Consider the following 15,306-nt stretch of genomic DNA (forward strand, 5'->3'; position numbering starts at 1 on the left):
AAATCATGAGCGTTGCACTGACCGGAACCGGTGGGTTCTTCACCCGCTTGGGGAAGCTGGGGAAGCTGCTCTACGCCGTCAACGGCGACCAGTCCGGGTACGCCACCGTGTTCGGTGAGATCGCGGCCCAGTACGCGTCCACCCTGAAGGACCGGTACGGGGCACTGGCGACCGCCGAAACGGGGCTGATCCGCGGCCAGTCCGCGATCGTGTCGGCGGTGCAGCAGCTCGCCCAGCAGACCGTGCTCGACATGGTGGCGGCGGACCAGCCGGCCGCGGCCCGCAACCTGACCGACGCCCTGAACGAGGTGCGGCGTCAGATGTTGGCGAGCGGCGACACGATCAAGGCGTCCGCGGTGGCCGTGACGGTCGCCGCACTCGGCACCCCGACCGGCTCCGGGGCGTTCGTCGCGAGCACCAAACGGGGCGACGGGCTCACACTGGAACTGCTGTTCCCGGAAACCGGCCGGCTGGTGTGCGAGGCGGACAGCTACTCGGACGGGCTGACGGCGGGCCGGGAGCGGTTCCGGTACGTCGGGGAGTCGGGGCTCAACGCGGGGGTGTTCGACTACGACTGGCCGGCGGGTTCGGACGCGAACCAGACGCTGACGGCGGTGTCGGCGGACCAGAACGCCAGCACGACCGGGAACCTGCTGACCAACGGGAACTTCGAGACCTGGACCGGCGGCACCCCGACGCTCGACGGCACCAGCGGCACGGCGTGGGTCGCGACCGGGACCGCCGGCACCGACTTCGCCCGCAACCCCACGACGCCGTTCCGCGGCGGCTACGACTTCGAGTTCAAGCCCGGGACCGGGGCGAACACGGCCCTCACCCAGACGTTCGGGGCCGCGACTGGCACGACCGCCGCATTGAAGCCGCTCACCAGCTACGCGGTCAACCTGTGGGCGAAGCGGACCGGCTCCGTCTCTGCTGGCGTTCTCACCGTCGAACTGGTGGACGGCAGCAATGCGGTTATCGCCGACGCCCAGAGCGCGAACAACTCGTTCACGCAGTCGTGTTCCGCCCTCACCACGATCTACGCGGCCGTGAACGGCGTGTTCCGCACCCCTGGCGTGCTGCCAGCGACCATGAAGCTCCGGGTCCGGATGTCCACCGCTTTGACGGGTGCGGCGGTGCGGATCGACGACGTGTGTCTCACGCCGCTCACCGCCGCTTACCAGGGCGGACCCGGGCTCGCGATTTTCAGTGGGGCGACACCGTTCCTGAAGACCGACGCGTGGACGGCGGCGGCGACCAACAACCGCGGCGGGGCGAGCTACGGGGCGACGTTCCAGTGCCTGCTCGACAGGTTCTTCGGCCTGCGGGCGCTCGGCATCCTGTTCCCCTCGAGCGGGTCGCCAACGATTGCGGACTCGCTGATCAGTGCTTAAGTGGTCGCGCGACCACTCGCGAGGGCTCCGAATGGCGGACGCGAAAATCAGCCAACTGACCGCCGCATCGCCCGCGGGGGCGGACTATTTGCCCATTCTGGACGTGTCGGACACGTCGATGGGTCCGGGCGGCAGCACGCGCAAGGCACTGGTGTCGGACGTGGCCGCACTGGCGGTTGCCGGTCTCGGCACGGCCGCGGCGAGGAACACCCCGGCGAGCGGTAACGCCGCGTCCGGTGAGGTGGTTCTTGGCAGTGACACCCGGCTCACCGATTCGCGTGCCCCGACGGCCCACACCCATCCGTGGTCCCAGATCACCGCGACCCCGACGACTCTGGCCGGGTACGGGATCACGGACGCTGTCAACACGTCGGACACCCGCTTGACGAACGCCCGCACCCCGACCGGGGCCGCCGGTGGCGACTTGGCAGGCACGTACCCGAACCCGACGCTCGGGACTTCTGGAGCGACACCCGGCACTTACACGCTCGCCACAATTACTGTTGACGCCAAGGGGCGGGTGACGGCGGCGGCGAACGGTGTGGGCAACACCCCGGCCGGCAACTCGGGCGAACTCCAGTGGAACAACGGCGGGGCGTTCGGCGGGGCAGGGGCCTTAACATACGCCGCGACCGGTACACACCTGCTCGCCACCGCACAGGGCACCGGCGTGGTGCCGTTCGCGGTTCAGGCGACGACAGGACAGACGGCCAACCTCGGCGAGTACCGGAATTCGTCCGGCACCGCACGAGCCTACGTCACGCCGTCGTTTCAGGGCGTTTTTGAGGGGCCGGGCACTTCTACGGGCAACGTGGTGCTCGGCATCAACGCCGGTGCGGCCAACAACTACAACAACTCGGTCGTTATCGGTAACACCGCCAGCGTAACGGGTAACTTGGCCGGGGTAATCGCGATTGGACAAAGCTCCACCGTGAGTGCGTCTGGGGCGATCGCGATTGGACAACTCGCACAGGCCGGAAGCAGCGGCATCGCGATCGGCGGTAACACGCAGGCTACCCTCGGCCGCCAAGTGATGATTGGGTCGGGAACGAACGCGGCGAACCGGTCGGCGATTGTGTGTGTTGCTAACGCCCCGCCCACCAACCAGACTTCCGGCTGGTTCACCTGGACATCTGAACTCGCGACAAACAAACCGTCCTTTATAGCGGCCACATCGTCTGCTAGCGGCACGTCCCGCACGGTTGGCGGTGTGCAGTGTGAGTGGGCTACCTCGACGGACGCTTCTCGGTTGGGCCGGGCTGCGTTAATCGCGTTCAACGGGGACACCATCCAAGAGGGGTTACGAGTCGAAGCAGCGTCAGGTGCTCCTCTAATCGGTGTGTTCGGATCTACGGCAGTTGCCAAACAAACGGTCACCGGGTCGCGGGGCGGTAACGCGGCACTGGCTTCTCTTCTCACCGCACTGGCCAACTTCGGCTGGATCACCGACTCTACTACCGCTTGAGGATAAATTTATGCTGAAAGTGTTCGAACCGGTAATCACCCCGCACCGATTGACTGTGACAAACACCGTGTGGCGGTGGATGGGTAACAGCAACGATCCTCGCGGAACTATCGTAGTAGTTATGTGCGCGTATCCGGACATCGAAACCGCTTCGGCGGCGACCGGACCCGACGCCGCCCCTCCCTTAATTGAAGAGCGGTACTCAATCACAGGCAACGACTTCCTGGCGTTGGCAGCCCAACTCGAATCGCCGACTGGTGCGGGCAAGCCGTACTCGCAGTGCGTCTACGACCACTTCCGCGCGAAAGTGCCGCGGTTCGCGAACGCGGTCGATGTGGATCCGATCGGGGGCTGATTTGTGGCACTTGATGTTCTGTTGTTGGAGGATGGTGGCCGACTTCTGCTTGAAGACGGCGGCCGTCTGCTGCTGGAGTACTCTGCTCCGGATGCGATCCATGGCTGGGTCGCGGCTCCGGGGCAGCGGGTGTGGGTGGCCGGGAGGAGTGCGATGGGGGCTCTCGTCCGCAGCGTGATCGAGAAGACCCCGGGGGACTCGCTCCGGCTGTTCATGGACTTCGGCGACGTGCCGGAGATCGACGCCGGGGCCAAGATCGCGTCCTGCACCGTGGGCGTGGCGCCGAGCGGCCCGACGGTCGTAACGCCCGCCACGGTCAACACCGCCGGTTATCTCGCGTCCACGAAGATCGGCGGCGGCGAAACCGGTACGGATTACGAGGTGACGTTCACCGCGACGCTCGACGACGCCGACGGGACCGTGATCGCCCGGTCGGGCACGTTGCAGGTGCGGTGAGTGGTCGCGCGACCACCCGGGGGGATCAGCCATGACGTTCGGTCAGGTGCCGGTGCGGATCGAGGATCTCGTCGAGCGGCTGGTGAAGCAGCTCCAGGCGAGGACCGGGTTGCCGGCGGACTGCGTGTTCGAGACGCTGGCCGACGACCAGGATCACTGCGAGTTCCCGGCCGCGGACCGGTTCGTGACGGTCACGCCGCAGCGGTTCCAGCGGGTGCCGGGGCTGTGGGACGGGGCAGGGCGGTGCCTCGAAGGCTGGGACGGGACGTTCCGCGTCGCGTGCCTGTCCCGGTTCGCGTCCGACCAGCAGTTGCGGAGCACCCGCGAGCTGCGGGACAAGACCCGGTCCGCCCTCGCACTGGTGCTGAAGGTGGTGGACGGGCTGGACGGGTACAAGATGCCGTCCGCGACCGAGCCGACGAAGTCACTGCTCCGGGAGCCGGTGAAGGGCCTCGACATCGACGTGCGGCCGAAGCGGCTCAAGGTCGGCCCGTGGTCCGTGATCGGCTCGGCCTGGAGCGTCAAGTTCATCCTCGCGGTTCCGGGCGGGACCGCGGACCCGTGAAAGTGGTCGCGCGACCACCGCAATCATGCCCGTCACTTACGCCGGTATCGACCTGACGCCGCCCGCCTTCGCCCCCGCGGAGGTGGAGCGGTGGTGGCACGCCCACCGGGTCACGGAGTTCGAACACCCCGCCTACCTGACCGCGGGGATCGATCACCTTCCGCTGCCGGCCCCGCCGTCGCGGCACCCGCCCCGCGTGGGCGTGCTCCACTGGCCGAACGGGGCGTCCCGCTGGGCCACGTGCCACCTGCTCGCGACCGGGGGGCAGCTCGCCCGGTTGCCGACCTCGTCCGCCGCCGCGGGCCTCGTGATCTCGGACGGCACCCGTTCAGTGACGGCCCCGATGTACCGGCTGGCCGCGCGCCCGGTCTCGCAGCGGGGGGACGGGGCGGAACTGTACCTCGTCACGCTGGTGGACGAGCGGTACTACTGGTGGCAGTCGGGCGACGGGCTCGCCCCCGCGTCGCCGGCCTCGTGGTCCGCCCTCCTGACCTCCCTGTTCACGGCAGTCGGGGTGGTGGCGAGTGTTGGCTCGATCAACTCGAACTACGGCACCCCGGACGCTACGCGGTGGGGGGTCGGGTACGCCGCAATCCCGCTCCTCATTGATGCCGCGGCCCGGACGGTCGGGATGCGGGTGGTGCGGTCGCTCGCCGGGGCGGTGTCGGTCGTGAACTACGCGACCGCGGCGGCTTCTGATTCGTCGCAGTGGGCCACGCACAAGAACGAGGTGATGGCCGGCGGTCGCGAGTTGGTGTCGGAAATCGGGCGGCAGGTGCCCGCCTCTGTTGGCGTTGTCTTCCCGGGCGATTCACCGAACGTTACGACGAAGACCCTCTCCGGCTTGGCACTGACCGAGTACGGAGCCGCAACGGGCGTCAGCGGTCGCGTGGGCCGGGTCGGGGCGGACCTCGCCGCGACGGCCGGATCGACGCCCCGGGACAACTACGCCACGCAGGCCGCCACCGATTACTACCTCTGGCAACTGTCGCTGACGGACGCGACGCTCCGGAGCGTGCGGGCGTGGACGCCGACCGGGTTGGAGTCGTGCGTCGAGTGGTCCGCCGGCCGAGACGAACTCCTCACGCGGGTGCTGAGAACGCCACTGAACCAAGGCGAGCAGTGGGGGCAAAAAGTCCCGTCCGGTTCGCTCACCGCCATCAACTCGCCGACGAACGTCACGGTCAAGAGCGGCGTCACGACCATTTATGCCAGCATCCCGACCGGCCTTCAATGGAACGGGTCGGGAACGGGCGCCGGCGCGGTGCGGTTGGAGACCATCGCCGCCTCGACGACGCAGCAGGGCACGGTCACGACCGCTGACCAGAGCTTCCGCGGCGTGAAGACGTTCGACGGTGCGCCCCTGGCTCCGTCCGGGGTGTACGCGGCGGGGAACTCGTTCATCGGCTGTGGCGACGCGTTCTACTCACTCGCCACCCCTCAAACGATGGCGTGGCCGACGCGGCTGGAACTGGTCGGACCGTACGGCGGGAACGCGTCCGACGTGACGCTGCCCACCACCGCGGACGTTACGGTCATCGGCGGCAGGGTTGCGACGGGGTTGGGAGGTGCGGTGACCACGCTGTTCAACCTTCCGCGTGAGACGTTGGGGGGAATAACGCCGGTGTGGGCCGACCCGGATTATCCCGGCGGGTCGCCCGACTCGTCCCACGACACCAGCGACCTGTGGGTCGTTCCCGGATCGCGGCCGGGCCGCGATCCGACGGTAAACCCCGAGACGTTCCCGCGCGCCTCCCCGCAGTACCCCGGTCGGCTTATGCTGGTCGGCAAGTATGGAACGGTAGAGACGCTACCCGACAACCTCGGCGGGAACGCGACCTTTAACACCTACACCGGCATCAGCCAGTCGTTCGCGCGGCAGACGTTCGTGAATGGAATCCTGGTCGATAACCAGAACTGGCCGAACAACAACGGCGCGCAAGAAGTGGCGGGGCTGCACTTCTACGACGGGGTGTTCAGCTACCAACTAGGACCGGCGATTCTGACCGAACCGGGCGACGGCATCGCCGGAGGGACGTACTAATGGCCCAACGGACTTTCATCCGCTCGGTTACCACGTCGGGCAACGCGCCACTCGGGCGGCTTACGGCGATCGTCCCCGATACGCTGCTGATCGGCGATCTACCCGGGACGGGCACGCCCAGCAGCAGCACTTACCTGCGGGGCGACGGGACGTGGGCCACGCCAAGCGGGAGCGGCACGGTCACCAGTGTGAACCTTACCGCCCCGGCCGCCGGACTCACGGTGTCGGGCGGACCGATCACATCTTCGGGCAGTATCACGCTGGCGCTCGCCGACGACCTCGCCGCCCTGGAAGCTTTGACCGGCACGAACACCCTCTACTACCGCAGCGGGGCGTCCACCTGGAGCGCCGTGACGATCGGCAGCGGGTTGTCCTTCACCGGCGGCACCCTGTCCGCGACGGGCGGGGGCGGCGGGTCGGGAACGGTCACGTCCGTCGGCATCACGGCCCCGGCGGCGGGAATTACCGTCAGCGGCTCACCGGTCACCACCAGCGGCAGCATCACACTCGCCCTGGCGAACGACTTGGCGGCACTGGAGGCGTTGAGTGGGACGAACACGATCTACTACCGCTCGGGAACCTCGACGTGGTCGCCGGTCACCATCGGTTCGGGCCTGACGTTCACCGGCGGGACGCTGAGTGCGTCGGGCGGCGGCCCGACCCCCACCCCGACCTCGGTAGCTCCCGGGTCGTCCATCACCGCAACCGCCAACACCGAGTACATCATCGCGGGGGGCATCCCCGCCACCTTGGCGACGATCAAGCTGCCCACGTCCGCCAGCGTCGGCGACTTCTTGACGATCATCGGGTTCGGTGCGGGCAAATGGAAACTGACCCAGGATCTGAGCCAGAACATCCACGACGCGGTGCTGGGCGACACGACATCCGGCCCGACCGGGTACGTCCTGGCGACCAACCAGTACGACTGCATCACCTTGCGGTGCGCTGCCACGAACGATTGGGTGGTCAGCCACCGGAACGGCGTCCCGACCGTCGCGTGAGACCCCGCCATGAGACGCACACTGTTCGTCTGCCGCAACGGTTGCCGCCGGCAGTTGCTCCGGGACACGGGTCGCATCCCGGAGCCGCCGGCGTGCCCGAAGTGCGGGCGGCCGATGGTGCGGTTGAAGAAGAGGGGGCACCCGCGGAAGCTCGGCTTGCAGGCGGCGATCCGCAAACTGCTCCGCTCGTCGGCCGTCCCGGTCAGCACGAGCGACATCGGCTGGATCGTGTGCCCGGACCGAAAGAGCCCCCGACTGACCGTTTACGGGCTGCTCCGGCGGATGCTGGCCCGCGGCCGGGTGCGGCGAGTGGCGTCGTCGCACCAGAGCGGGGCGTTCTGGACGGCGTGAGTGGTCGCGCGACCACTCGGGGCGGGTCTACCATAAGGTAATGGACGACTCGAACGTTTCCTACACCGCCGTCAGCTCCTCGAACGTGTCAGCGGTCGGCTACGACACCGCGTTCAAGCGGCTCTGGGTGAAGTTCAAGAGCGGCGACGTGTACGCCTACGAGTCGGTCCCGTCCCACGTCTACCTCGACATGCTGCGGGCCGCGTCCGTCGGCAGCTACCTCTGGCGGGTGGTGCGGGCGAACGGGACCGACTCCCTGTACGCCTACGCGAAGGTGCGGTAACCGCCGGGTGGTCGCGCGACCACCCCCGACCTGGAGGGCCGACGATGATCACTCTGATGCTCACGTTGTTGCTGGCCACCGTCCCGGAACGCCCGCACACGGCCCCGGCGACGCCGCCGGCGAAAGTGTCTTCCGAACCTTAAACACACACGGAGCAGTGATGCGATCTTACGCAGCCGCAGTCGCGACCGCGCTGATTCTGGGGCTTGTTGGTGTGGCTCTGCCGCCGGCCGCCCCCAAGGGTGCGATCCCCGTCGTTGCGGCCCCGGCTCGGGCGGGCGACGACCCGCCGGATCGGGAGTACAAGCTGCCGCCCAACGAACTGGTTCCGACTGCCGTGCAGGCACTGACCGACGCGGGCGACGTGGCCGACTGGGGGCACGCCGTCGTCGGTGTGCCCGACGCGTGGAAGGTGACCAAGGGCAAGGGCGCGAAGGTGGCCGTGCTCGACACCGGGTGCGACTCCGGGCACCGCGATTTGAAACCGCAAATTGTCGCCGCCCGTGACTTTACGGGTTCGCGGTCGGGCAGTTCCGACGTGAACGGGCACGGCAGTCACTGTGCCGGGATCGTGCTGGCCGCCGAGAACGCGGTCGGCATGGTGGGCGTCGCGCCCGAGTCACAGTTGATCGTTGGCAAAGTGCTGGGCGATTCGGGGAGCGGTCTGTCCAGCGGAATCGCGGCCGGCATCGACTGGGCGGTAGAGCAGGGGGCCGACGTGATCTCCATGAGCCTCGGATCGCCCACCGAAGACGCACGCATCCGGGCGTCGATCGCGGCGGCCCGAGCGAAGGGCGTGCTGGTGATCGCCGCGGCCGGCAACGAGGGGCCGCGGGAGGGGACGGTGGGGTATCCGGGCGGCACGCCGGGGGTGGTCTGCGTCGCGGCGATCGACTCGGCACTCGCCACCGCGTCGTTCAGCAGCCGTGGCAAGCAGGTGCAGGTGGCCGCCCCGGGAGTGAACATCCGGTCGTGTTATCCGGGCGACCGGTTCGCCACGATGAGCGGCACCAGCATGGCGACCCCGTATGTGGCCGGTTGCGCGGCACTGTACGTGTCCCGATGCAAATCGCTGGGCGTGAAACCGACCCCGGACGACTTCGCCCAGCGGATCGCTTCCACGAGTAAAGACCTGCCCCCGAGCGGGCGCGACACCGCCACCGGGTTCGGCCTCGTCCAGCCGGCCAAGTTGCTGCCCACGTCCTCGCCCGTTCCCGATCCGAAGGATCCGACGGTGCCCGTTCCGGTCCCGGTCCCGGTCGGCGACAAGCTGGAACTGTTCCTGCCCGGGCTGACGGTCGGCGGTCGCCCGGTCAAACGGATCGTCCTCGAACTGGAACCCAAGCCGTGAGCAATCACGCACTGTTCGGTGCCGCCTCTGCGTTACCCGAACAGTTGCTCCTGAAACGGAGACCCGCTGTGAACGAGAAGTACCTAAGCGAACTGAAGGTGTGGGCCATTCGGGCCGCGGTCGTGATCGCTCTGAGCGTCACGACCGCCCTCATCAACCGCTACCTCGGTGTTCAAGTCGAGGTAGCGCCCCCGCCGGTTCAAGTGGTCGTGCAACCGGCCCCCGGAACCGAGCAGCAACCGACCGTAACGGTCACCCGCCCCTGACCTGCCGCCCCTGACCTGCCGCCCCTGACCTGCCGCCCCCGCAGTTTTACCCGGACCCGATACCCGAAAGCCGAGCGACTCATGAAAACCTTAACGATTCTCCGGATCTTTGCTGTCGCCGCCGTCGCCGCGTTTGTGACGCCCGATTCGGCGTCGGCCGGTCCGATCCGGCAGTGGGTCCGCGACCACCGGCCCGGGATCATCGTCCCGAAGCGGTCCGCCCCGTCGTGCGGGTCGTGTCAGACCGCCCCGGCCCCGCTGCCCCCCTCGCCCATCACGGACCCGGGGCTCGAGATCAGCCCGTTCCCGGCCGCGACGGCTGGAGTGGTCCAAACCGGCGGCTGCAACGGCGGCACCTGTCCGGCACCTCAATTCGCCCCCGGTCGGTGGTACGTGGTTCCGGCTGCTGGCGGGTGCCCGGGCGGAACCTGCCCCGCCCCGCAACGGCTCGTGATCCCCGTGAAGTAGACCGAAGTACCGGTGGTCGCGCGACCGCGTTCCGTTTCCCAATTCCCTGAATCAGGAGTCCGTCCGTGTTTCACCTGCACGCCCACTACCACGCCGGCGCCCCAGCGGTCACCCAGAGCGGGGCCGACGCCCAGGCGATCGGCGACGGCACACTGCTCCGGCTCATCCCCCAGATCATTGCGTTGCTGGTCCAGTTGGGGCTCATCAAGCTCCCGGCCGGAACCGTGTCGCGTGACGGTGAGCCGTCGCCCACGCCGTAACGAACCCGGTGGCAACGCGGTGGCAATGAACTTCCGTGCCGTTTGGTTGATAGTGAACGAATTTGCAGTATTCGGCTTCGGAAAGCCCTAGTTTTGTAGGGCAAAATGCGTCAGCGTTGTTACCGTGCCGATCTGCTGGGCGGTCTACGGAACCGAAGGTTAGAGGTTCGACTCCTCTTGGGTGTACTTGAAAACCCCTGCAAAAGCAGGGGTTTTTCATTTGAATCCGCATCTGAATTATTCGCTGTGCACCTTTGCGTCGCCGCAGAGCTTCTGAAACCGTCTGAACGCTGCTTCCCTGTCCCGCCCCAAATTGATCTGCTTGCCCCCGATTTTCACGTACCAGCACTGGTTGAACGTGCGGAGCCAAGGCTTTGAAGGGCGCCCGGGCCTTCGGGCGCAGTGGTTTGTCACGTCAGAAGGGTGAAATTCAAACGTTGTGGGCCACTCGGGCTCGTTCTCTTCGTGCCACTGCCGGTGGAGCTTTGCGCAAAGCCAACGAACCGTCAACCACTTCGCAGGGTAGTAGCTGTCGTGGTGGGCCTGTCCCCGCCTGCCGCAAATCTGACACGGTTGTCGCAGCAGCGTACCGTTTGCAATTGCCACCGCAACTGCTGAATGGGCCTGACTTTGGAGATGGTACGCGCGGTTGTCCATGCGCTGAACTTGCCTGAGCCTGCACCAAATGTCAACGATTACCTGCACCAAACCCCGGCTGCTCTGGCCGGGGTTACGTCATTTCGGCATCGCGTTCAGCCGGGCGAACTCCCCGGCCCAGTGGTGTGATCGCCGTCAGGTCGTGGTGAGCACCTCCAGCTGGTCCTCACGGACCTCGACGTACGCTGGATTTGGCTTCCGTCCGACCCGGACCCGGTAAATCTGCGCACCGCCCGGACCGAGAGGGCCGCGCAATTCAACGATGCGGCCCTTCATGCCGGCCGAGTAGCGGATTTTGACCCGGTCACCGAGGACCGGGTTCTTGGCGGACTTCTTCGGGGTCGGCATCGCTCCCTCCTTACGGCGGCCACGGATCACGCCGCAACTGTCGCTTTAATCGATTGTACATGACGCGGTCAAGCGATGCCGCCAGCCCGTCACAGGAATTTCGCCAATTCCGGAGGTCGGTGACGGATGGCAGGCCGGTAGGGGGAACTGTCCCTTGGTGGGCGGCAATATTCCGCCACTCGTTCAACTTAGAGAGGTGTGTAATCCGAGGCGGGTTCGCGATGTCAGCGGCGGCCAAATCGAGCGTAAAGCCGAACCGCTCGAAGTCCTTTCGGATGTTGCTGAGGTTGGGGTTACCGTGGTCGAGGGCTCGGTGCGCGGTGAACTGCGATTGGACCATCGCCTGAAGCGTGATCCGCACCCGCGACGCAATGACCTGCGCGCACTCAGAATACAGATCGCGACAGAAACCTTGAAAGTGCGCGCTCAGCAGCAATCCGTACCCCCGCACGTTTTCTTCAAACAGGCGAGGGTTTGGTGGGGAAACGAGCGACGAGGATGCGCACTGGAGATCGACCTCTTGAAGATGGATCATTCGGGTGAGACGCCACACCCCCAACGAAGTCGACGGCATCCCCAGACTCCCGATTTAATTTACGAACGCGCGGAATGAGATGTTATTGCCGCACACCCCGAGACCGCTTGAGCAGTTCCGGTCGGGACCTCTGCGCAGGACGAACCTTGCGATTTTTGGGGTGCTGGAACTGCCTTTCACTCTCGAGTACGGTCATTCCCGCCAAGCCCCATCGCGCCGAAGCCTTAGCCGGTGGCCCAAGCGTAGTACCCGCGCAGGCCATTCGCGTAACGCAGCGCCGATGTCGGTTTCCAATCCGCCTGCAAGGCCGCCTTTAGTTTGTCGCCGTACGCCGCGTTACTCAAGTCTTTGTCGGCGGCGAGCGCCTCGATCAGGACACGGATGACCGGCTGTTCCAAGACCGCAGACTTTGCGGCGTCGATTAGCTTTTTCAGGTCAGCATGCCGCTTGCGCAGAGCGATTCTGCCGTCCGGAAGTCGGTCCCCGAGTTCAAGGGCCAACGCGTCGTATACCGCGTTGCGAAGGCCGGATTCGACCAGGTCCGATTCGGGTGCGCCTTGCTTCGACGCGAACAGCTTGCCGAGTAGCCTCACGAAGGCTTCCGACGTGCCGCTGCCGAGGAATTGTTTCTGCTTCGAGCGATGAGACCGGAGAACGCCCAATTGGCCGCCGCGTGTCCCGTGAGGTCGATAAACGTGAGGCCCACGCTCCTCCAAGTGCCCCGCAAAAACAAGCCACCGACGCAGGTTGTTGGCTTGCTGGTGAATGGTGTCCTCCGTGAGCTCGTTGTCGGACGGTTTCGAGCGCTTGACGATCCCGTCGAGTTCGTTGCTCGGAAGAGGCGTGTCCCGGTCCCACTTTGCTAACTCCCGACATACGACGTGGCGCGAAAACTGACCGTGGACGTGCTCGGCGACCCGGATGGGGTCCGTCGCAATTACGTGCGGAGCCAGGATGTACTGGTCATCATCGACCCGATCAACGAGCTGCAGAGCAATCAAGTCGCTCAGCACGTTGACACAGCCTCGGGTGTTCAGGCCGAGCTCCTGCCCCACCTGCTCGGCCGAAGCCCGCTTGTGTTTTTCGACCGCTTGCAAGGCTTTTACCGCGGTCCCCGGGTCACGCTGGAAGGTCCTTGCCCACGGTATCTGTGGCACCCTCTCGTCAGTTAAGTAGTCCCGGAAGATGTCCCAGTAGACGACGTAGTTGGGACCGCTTCGGACAAGCAGTCGCCGACCCAGAAGGGCGTTGACCGTGTCTCCGCTGAAATGTTCGTTGACCTCGCTCATCAGCACGGGGGACTGGTCGGCGACGTAATGCAGGCACTTTACTTGTTCGGAAGTAAGGTCGGCCAAATCTTCCCTGAAGAGTTCTTGGATGTCGAGCTCACGCTCAAGTAGCGCGAACTGCGAGGTTTTTGCCTGCAACTTCTTCGAGACGTGTACCAGCAACTTCTTCAGCAGCCACGGGTAGCCTTGGCATTGGTCGGTCAGCCGGCCCCGCAATGCGGGATTCAACTTGACTCCGATTTCCTTGCCGGCCCGAGTCAAGAGTCGCGCAATATCACCGGTCCCGAAGCGGCGGATAGGGATGTCCAGACGCCTGTCCCTGAGTTCATGCCAGAGGTGGTACGCTGGGTGCTGCTGGGGGTGTGAAATATCCGTCTTCCACGCAAACCCAAGCACGAGGGGAGTTTGTTTGCTGTCGAGGTCAAGGCTCAACTCGCGGATGGCGCTGAAGATGCCGTAAAGCTGCTCCTTGGCGAACAGTTCCTCAAACTGATCAAAGATCAGCACGACGACGGCATTCCGGTCGCGGAGAGCGTCAAAGGCACTGGAAACGTCCGGAGAGTCGAGTGGGTGGGTCAGGCTGCTGATAGTAAGCGATGACCCTTTAGCGATCAGGCCGACTTTGGCGGCATCCTGCAGTGCCGTCCGGATCGCCCCGCCAACGAAGGCCAAGTTCGTCGCCGACCGCGTGTCGACGGCGGTAATCGAGCAGTTGCTTATCCGCCGGCCCTTGCTCGCGAGATCGACCAGCTTGAGCATCAGGCTACTCTTGCCCCATCCGCTCGGACCTTGAACCGCAAAAGTGCGCGTGGTCGTATTATCGGCTTGAACAGCGCTGACGAATTGCAGGATCTGGTTCAAAACGTCGTCGCGCCCTACGAAGTCGGCGGGGCGGGCAGGCCGTAGGTCGTCCCACGCGTCACCAGCTACGACACGCGCCACTTGGAACCGCGGTGCACTCACCGGGGGCTCCGCCGGGCGCTCTTGAGTTTGAGGCAGGTGTTTGAGCGCGCTAAATCGGTCCGCTGCCTTCGCCACGTCGGACGCAGTCTCCTCGGCGACCGGAGTGCCGGTCGCGGCGTTGAACACTGTAAAGTAAGCCGGCACCCCTTGCTCAAGAATCTCAATCAGCCACCAACGGCCGGCTTGATTGACAACAAGGGTCGCGTCCCCCGCTTCCACGGCGGAGCGGTCCGGGATCGGTGGCGGGGGCTTTATAGCGTTCTGGTCGATCAGGATTTCGATGAGTCGTTGCGGCGGATACCACACAAACCGTTTGGACAGGTCGGGATCGTTCTGAATCTCCTGCCACTGGCCGCGGCCATCTTTGCTCAGGTCACACGTCGAGAACAGCCACCCGGCGTCGGCGCGGCGGATCGCGACGTTTCCGAGCAGTTTAGAAATGGTGTCCGCCGGAAGTGCGTCACGCTGCGCCTTGCACTCGACGAGAATCGTTCGCGGCTCATCGATTCCCCGCGCGAGGAGATCGATTTCCATGCCCGTGACGCGGATGCGGTTGTGGACTGCAAAGCGGAGGGGTCTGAGAATGTCGGCGACGAACTGCTCGAAGAACTGCCCCCGCTGGTCGTTCGACCAGTTGCTTGGAACGGAAAGTAAAAGATGCCGGGCGCCAGCAGCCATTCGACGGGCCTTAAGCTGGGAAGAGAATTATTTTAAGATGACTATACCTGAAATTGGAAGGCGAGGAAGGTTGGTTGGCACCAGACAACTGGAGGTCACGCCACGGTTTGCAGTAGGCCTTGCGGTCCTCGGGGCACGGGATAGGAAAAGCGCGGGGCGATTTCGCCGCAACTCTCGTGCGGGGCGAGTCATGAGCACACCGCGTTTCACGGCCGAGGAACTCGACCGCCTTCGAGCACTGGCGGCGGAGTGGGGCAAAATCGTTTCCAAGCGGGCGTTCGGGGACGACGGGCCGGGATTGGACGTGGACTTCCGGACGATGGAGCAGATCGCCACCGCGGCGGCACAAGGGCTCACCGAAGGTGCCCTCCAGCAGATGCTCCACCAGCAGGCCCGGAAGGTGCCCGAACAGGTTCCGTGTCCGGTGTGTGGCGAGCCGTGCCCGACCCGACCACACACCCGCACCCTGGCGGCCCAAGGGGCCACGGTTCAACAGGCCGAACGGATCGCCCATTGTCCCGCCTGCCGGCGGGACTTTTTCCCCCCTGCGGCTGGCCCTCGGGCTGGATGAGCACGG

17 protein-coding genes are annotated in these 15,306 nt (G+C 65.7%); 14 read left to right on the forward strand and 3 right to left on the reverse strand.

All coding sequences use genetic code 11. The features are described 5' to 3' along the window. Nucleotides 1-5 precede the first annotated feature (5 nt). From GobsT_RS15240 to GobsT_RS15300, 13 genes are all read left to right on the forward strand, one after another. The gene (locus GobsT_RS15240; RefSeq protein ID WP_010036795.1) at nucleotides 6-1,394 is read left to right on the forward strand and encodes a hypothetical protein; all 1,389 of its coding nucleotides are present in this window, start codon (nucleotides 6-8) and stop codon (nucleotides 1,392-1,394) included. A 31-nt stretch (nucleotides 1,395-1,425) separates the two neighbouring features. After that, the gene (locus tag GobsT_RS15245) at nucleotides 1,426-2,859 is read left to right on the forward strand and encodes a hypothetical protein (protein ID WP_010036797.1); all 1,434 of its coding nucleotides are present in this window, start codon (nucleotides 1,426-1,428) and stop codon (nucleotides 2,857-2,859) included. Between the two features lie 121 nt (nucleotides 2,860-2,980). Continuing rightward, on the forward strand, nucleotides 2,981-3,214 hold the full coding sequence (locus tag GobsT_RS15250) for a hypothetical protein (protein ID WP_010036799.1): 234 nt from the start codon (nucleotides 2,981-2,983) through the stop codon (nucleotides 3,212-3,214). A gap of 3 nt (nucleotides 3,215-3,217) precedes the next feature. Beyond that, complete coding sequence (locus GobsT_RS15255) at nucleotides 3,218-3,670, forward strand: phage fiber-tail adaptor protein (RefSeq protein ID WP_148087750.1); 453 nt, start codon at nucleotides 3,218-3,220, stop codon at nucleotides 3,668-3,670. 31 nt (nucleotides 3,671-3,701) lie between these two features. Continuing rightward, complete coding sequence (locus GobsT_RS15260) at nucleotides 3,702-4,235, forward strand: hypothetical protein (protein ID WP_010036806.1); 534 nt, start codon at nucleotides 3,702-3,704, stop codon at nucleotides 4,233-4,235. Nucleotides 4,236-4,260: 25 nt separating this feature from the next. Further along, complete coding sequence (locus tag GobsT_RS15265) at nucleotides 4,261-6,279, forward strand: hypothetical protein (protein WP_010036809.1); 2,019 nt, start codon at nucleotides 4,261-4,263, stop codon at nucleotides 6,277-6,279. Further along, nucleotides 6,279-7,280, forward strand: a complete 1,002-nt coding sequence (locus tag GobsT_RS15270) for a hypothetical protein (RefSeq protein ID WP_029600750.1) — start codon at nucleotides 6,279-6,281, stop codon at nucleotides 7,278-7,280. The genes GobsT_RS15265 and GobsT_RS15270 overlap by 1 nt, the downstream gene beginning before the upstream one ends. A gap of 9 nt (nucleotides 7,281-7,289) precedes the next feature. Then, nucleotides 7,290-7,631, forward strand: a complete 342-nt coding sequence (locus GobsT_RS15275) for a hypothetical protein (protein ID WP_010036812.1) — start codon at nucleotides 7,290-7,292, stop codon at nucleotides 7,629-7,631. Between the two features lie 40 nt (nucleotides 7,632-7,671). Further along, nucleotides 7,672-7,914, forward strand: a complete 243-nt coding sequence (locus tag GobsT_RS15280; RefSeq protein WP_010036814.1) for a KTSC domain-containing protein — start codon at nucleotides 7,672-7,674, stop codon at nucleotides 7,912-7,914. Nucleotides 7,915-8,074: 160 nt separating this feature from the next. Further along, entirely contained in the window at nucleotides 8,075-9,265 is a 1,191-nt protein-coding gene (locus tag GobsT_RS15285) for a S8 family peptidase (protein ID WP_010036818.1), read from the forward strand. A 68-nt stretch (nucleotides 9,266-9,333) separates the two neighbouring features. After that, nucleotides 9,334-9,531, forward strand: a complete 198-nt coding sequence (locus GobsT_RS15290; protein ID WP_010036819.1) for a hypothetical protein — start codon at nucleotides 9,334-9,336, stop codon at nucleotides 9,529-9,531. An 81-nt stretch (nucleotides 9,532-9,612) separates the two neighbouring features. Beyond that, entirely contained in the window at nucleotides 9,613-9,999 is a 387-nt protein-coding gene (locus GobsT_RS15295; protein ID WP_010036820.1) for a hypothetical protein, read from the forward strand. A 65-nt stretch (nucleotides 10,000-10,064) separates the two neighbouring features. Further along, a complete protein-coding gene (locus GobsT_RS15300; protein WP_010036821.1) occupies nucleotides 10,065-10,259 on the forward strand; it encodes a hypothetical protein in 195 nt (64 codons plus the stop codon). 792 nt (nucleotides 10,260-11,051) lie between these two features. Here the strand turns inward: GobsT_RS15300 and GobsT_RS15310 are convergent. The 3 genes from GobsT_RS15310 to GobsT_RS15320 all read right to left on the reverse strand — a co-directional run bounded on the left by GobsT_RS15310 (nucleotide 11,052) and on the right by GobsT_RS15320 (nucleotide 14,729). Further along, complete coding sequence (locus tag GobsT_RS15310) at nucleotides 11,052-11,264, reverse strand: hypothetical protein (protein WP_010036822.1); 213 nt, start codon at nucleotides 11,262-11,264, stop codon at nucleotides 11,052-11,054. 10 nt (nucleotides 11,265-11,274) lie between these two features. Next, nucleotides 11,275-11,838: a hypothetical protein gene (locus GobsT_RS15315; RefSeq protein ID WP_010036823.1), complete on the reverse strand. Its 564-nt coding sequence runs from the start codon at nucleotides 11,836-11,838 to the stop codon at nucleotides 11,275-11,277. A 185-nt stretch (nucleotides 11,839-12,023) separates the two neighbouring features. Next, on the reverse strand, nucleotides 12,024-14,729 hold the full coding sequence (locus GobsT_RS15320; RefSeq protein WP_010036825.1) for an nSTAND1 domain-containing NTPase: 2,706 nt from the start codon (nucleotides 14,727-14,729) through the stop codon (nucleotides 12,024-12,026). 190 nt (nucleotides 14,730-14,919) lie between these two features. Between GobsT_RS15320 and GobsT_RS15325 the strand changes: the two genes are divergently transcribed. Next, a complete protein-coding gene (locus GobsT_RS15325) occupies nucleotides 14,920-15,300 on the forward strand; it encodes a hypothetical protein (RefSeq protein WP_010035721.1) in 381 nt (126 codons plus the stop codon). Nucleotides 15,301-15,306: the final 6 nt, after the last annotated feature.

This window comes from Gemmata obscuriglobus, assembly GCF_008065095.1.
Lineage (GTDB): Bacteria > Planctomycetota > Planctomycetia > Gemmatales > Gemmataceae > Gemmata > Gemmata obscuriglobus.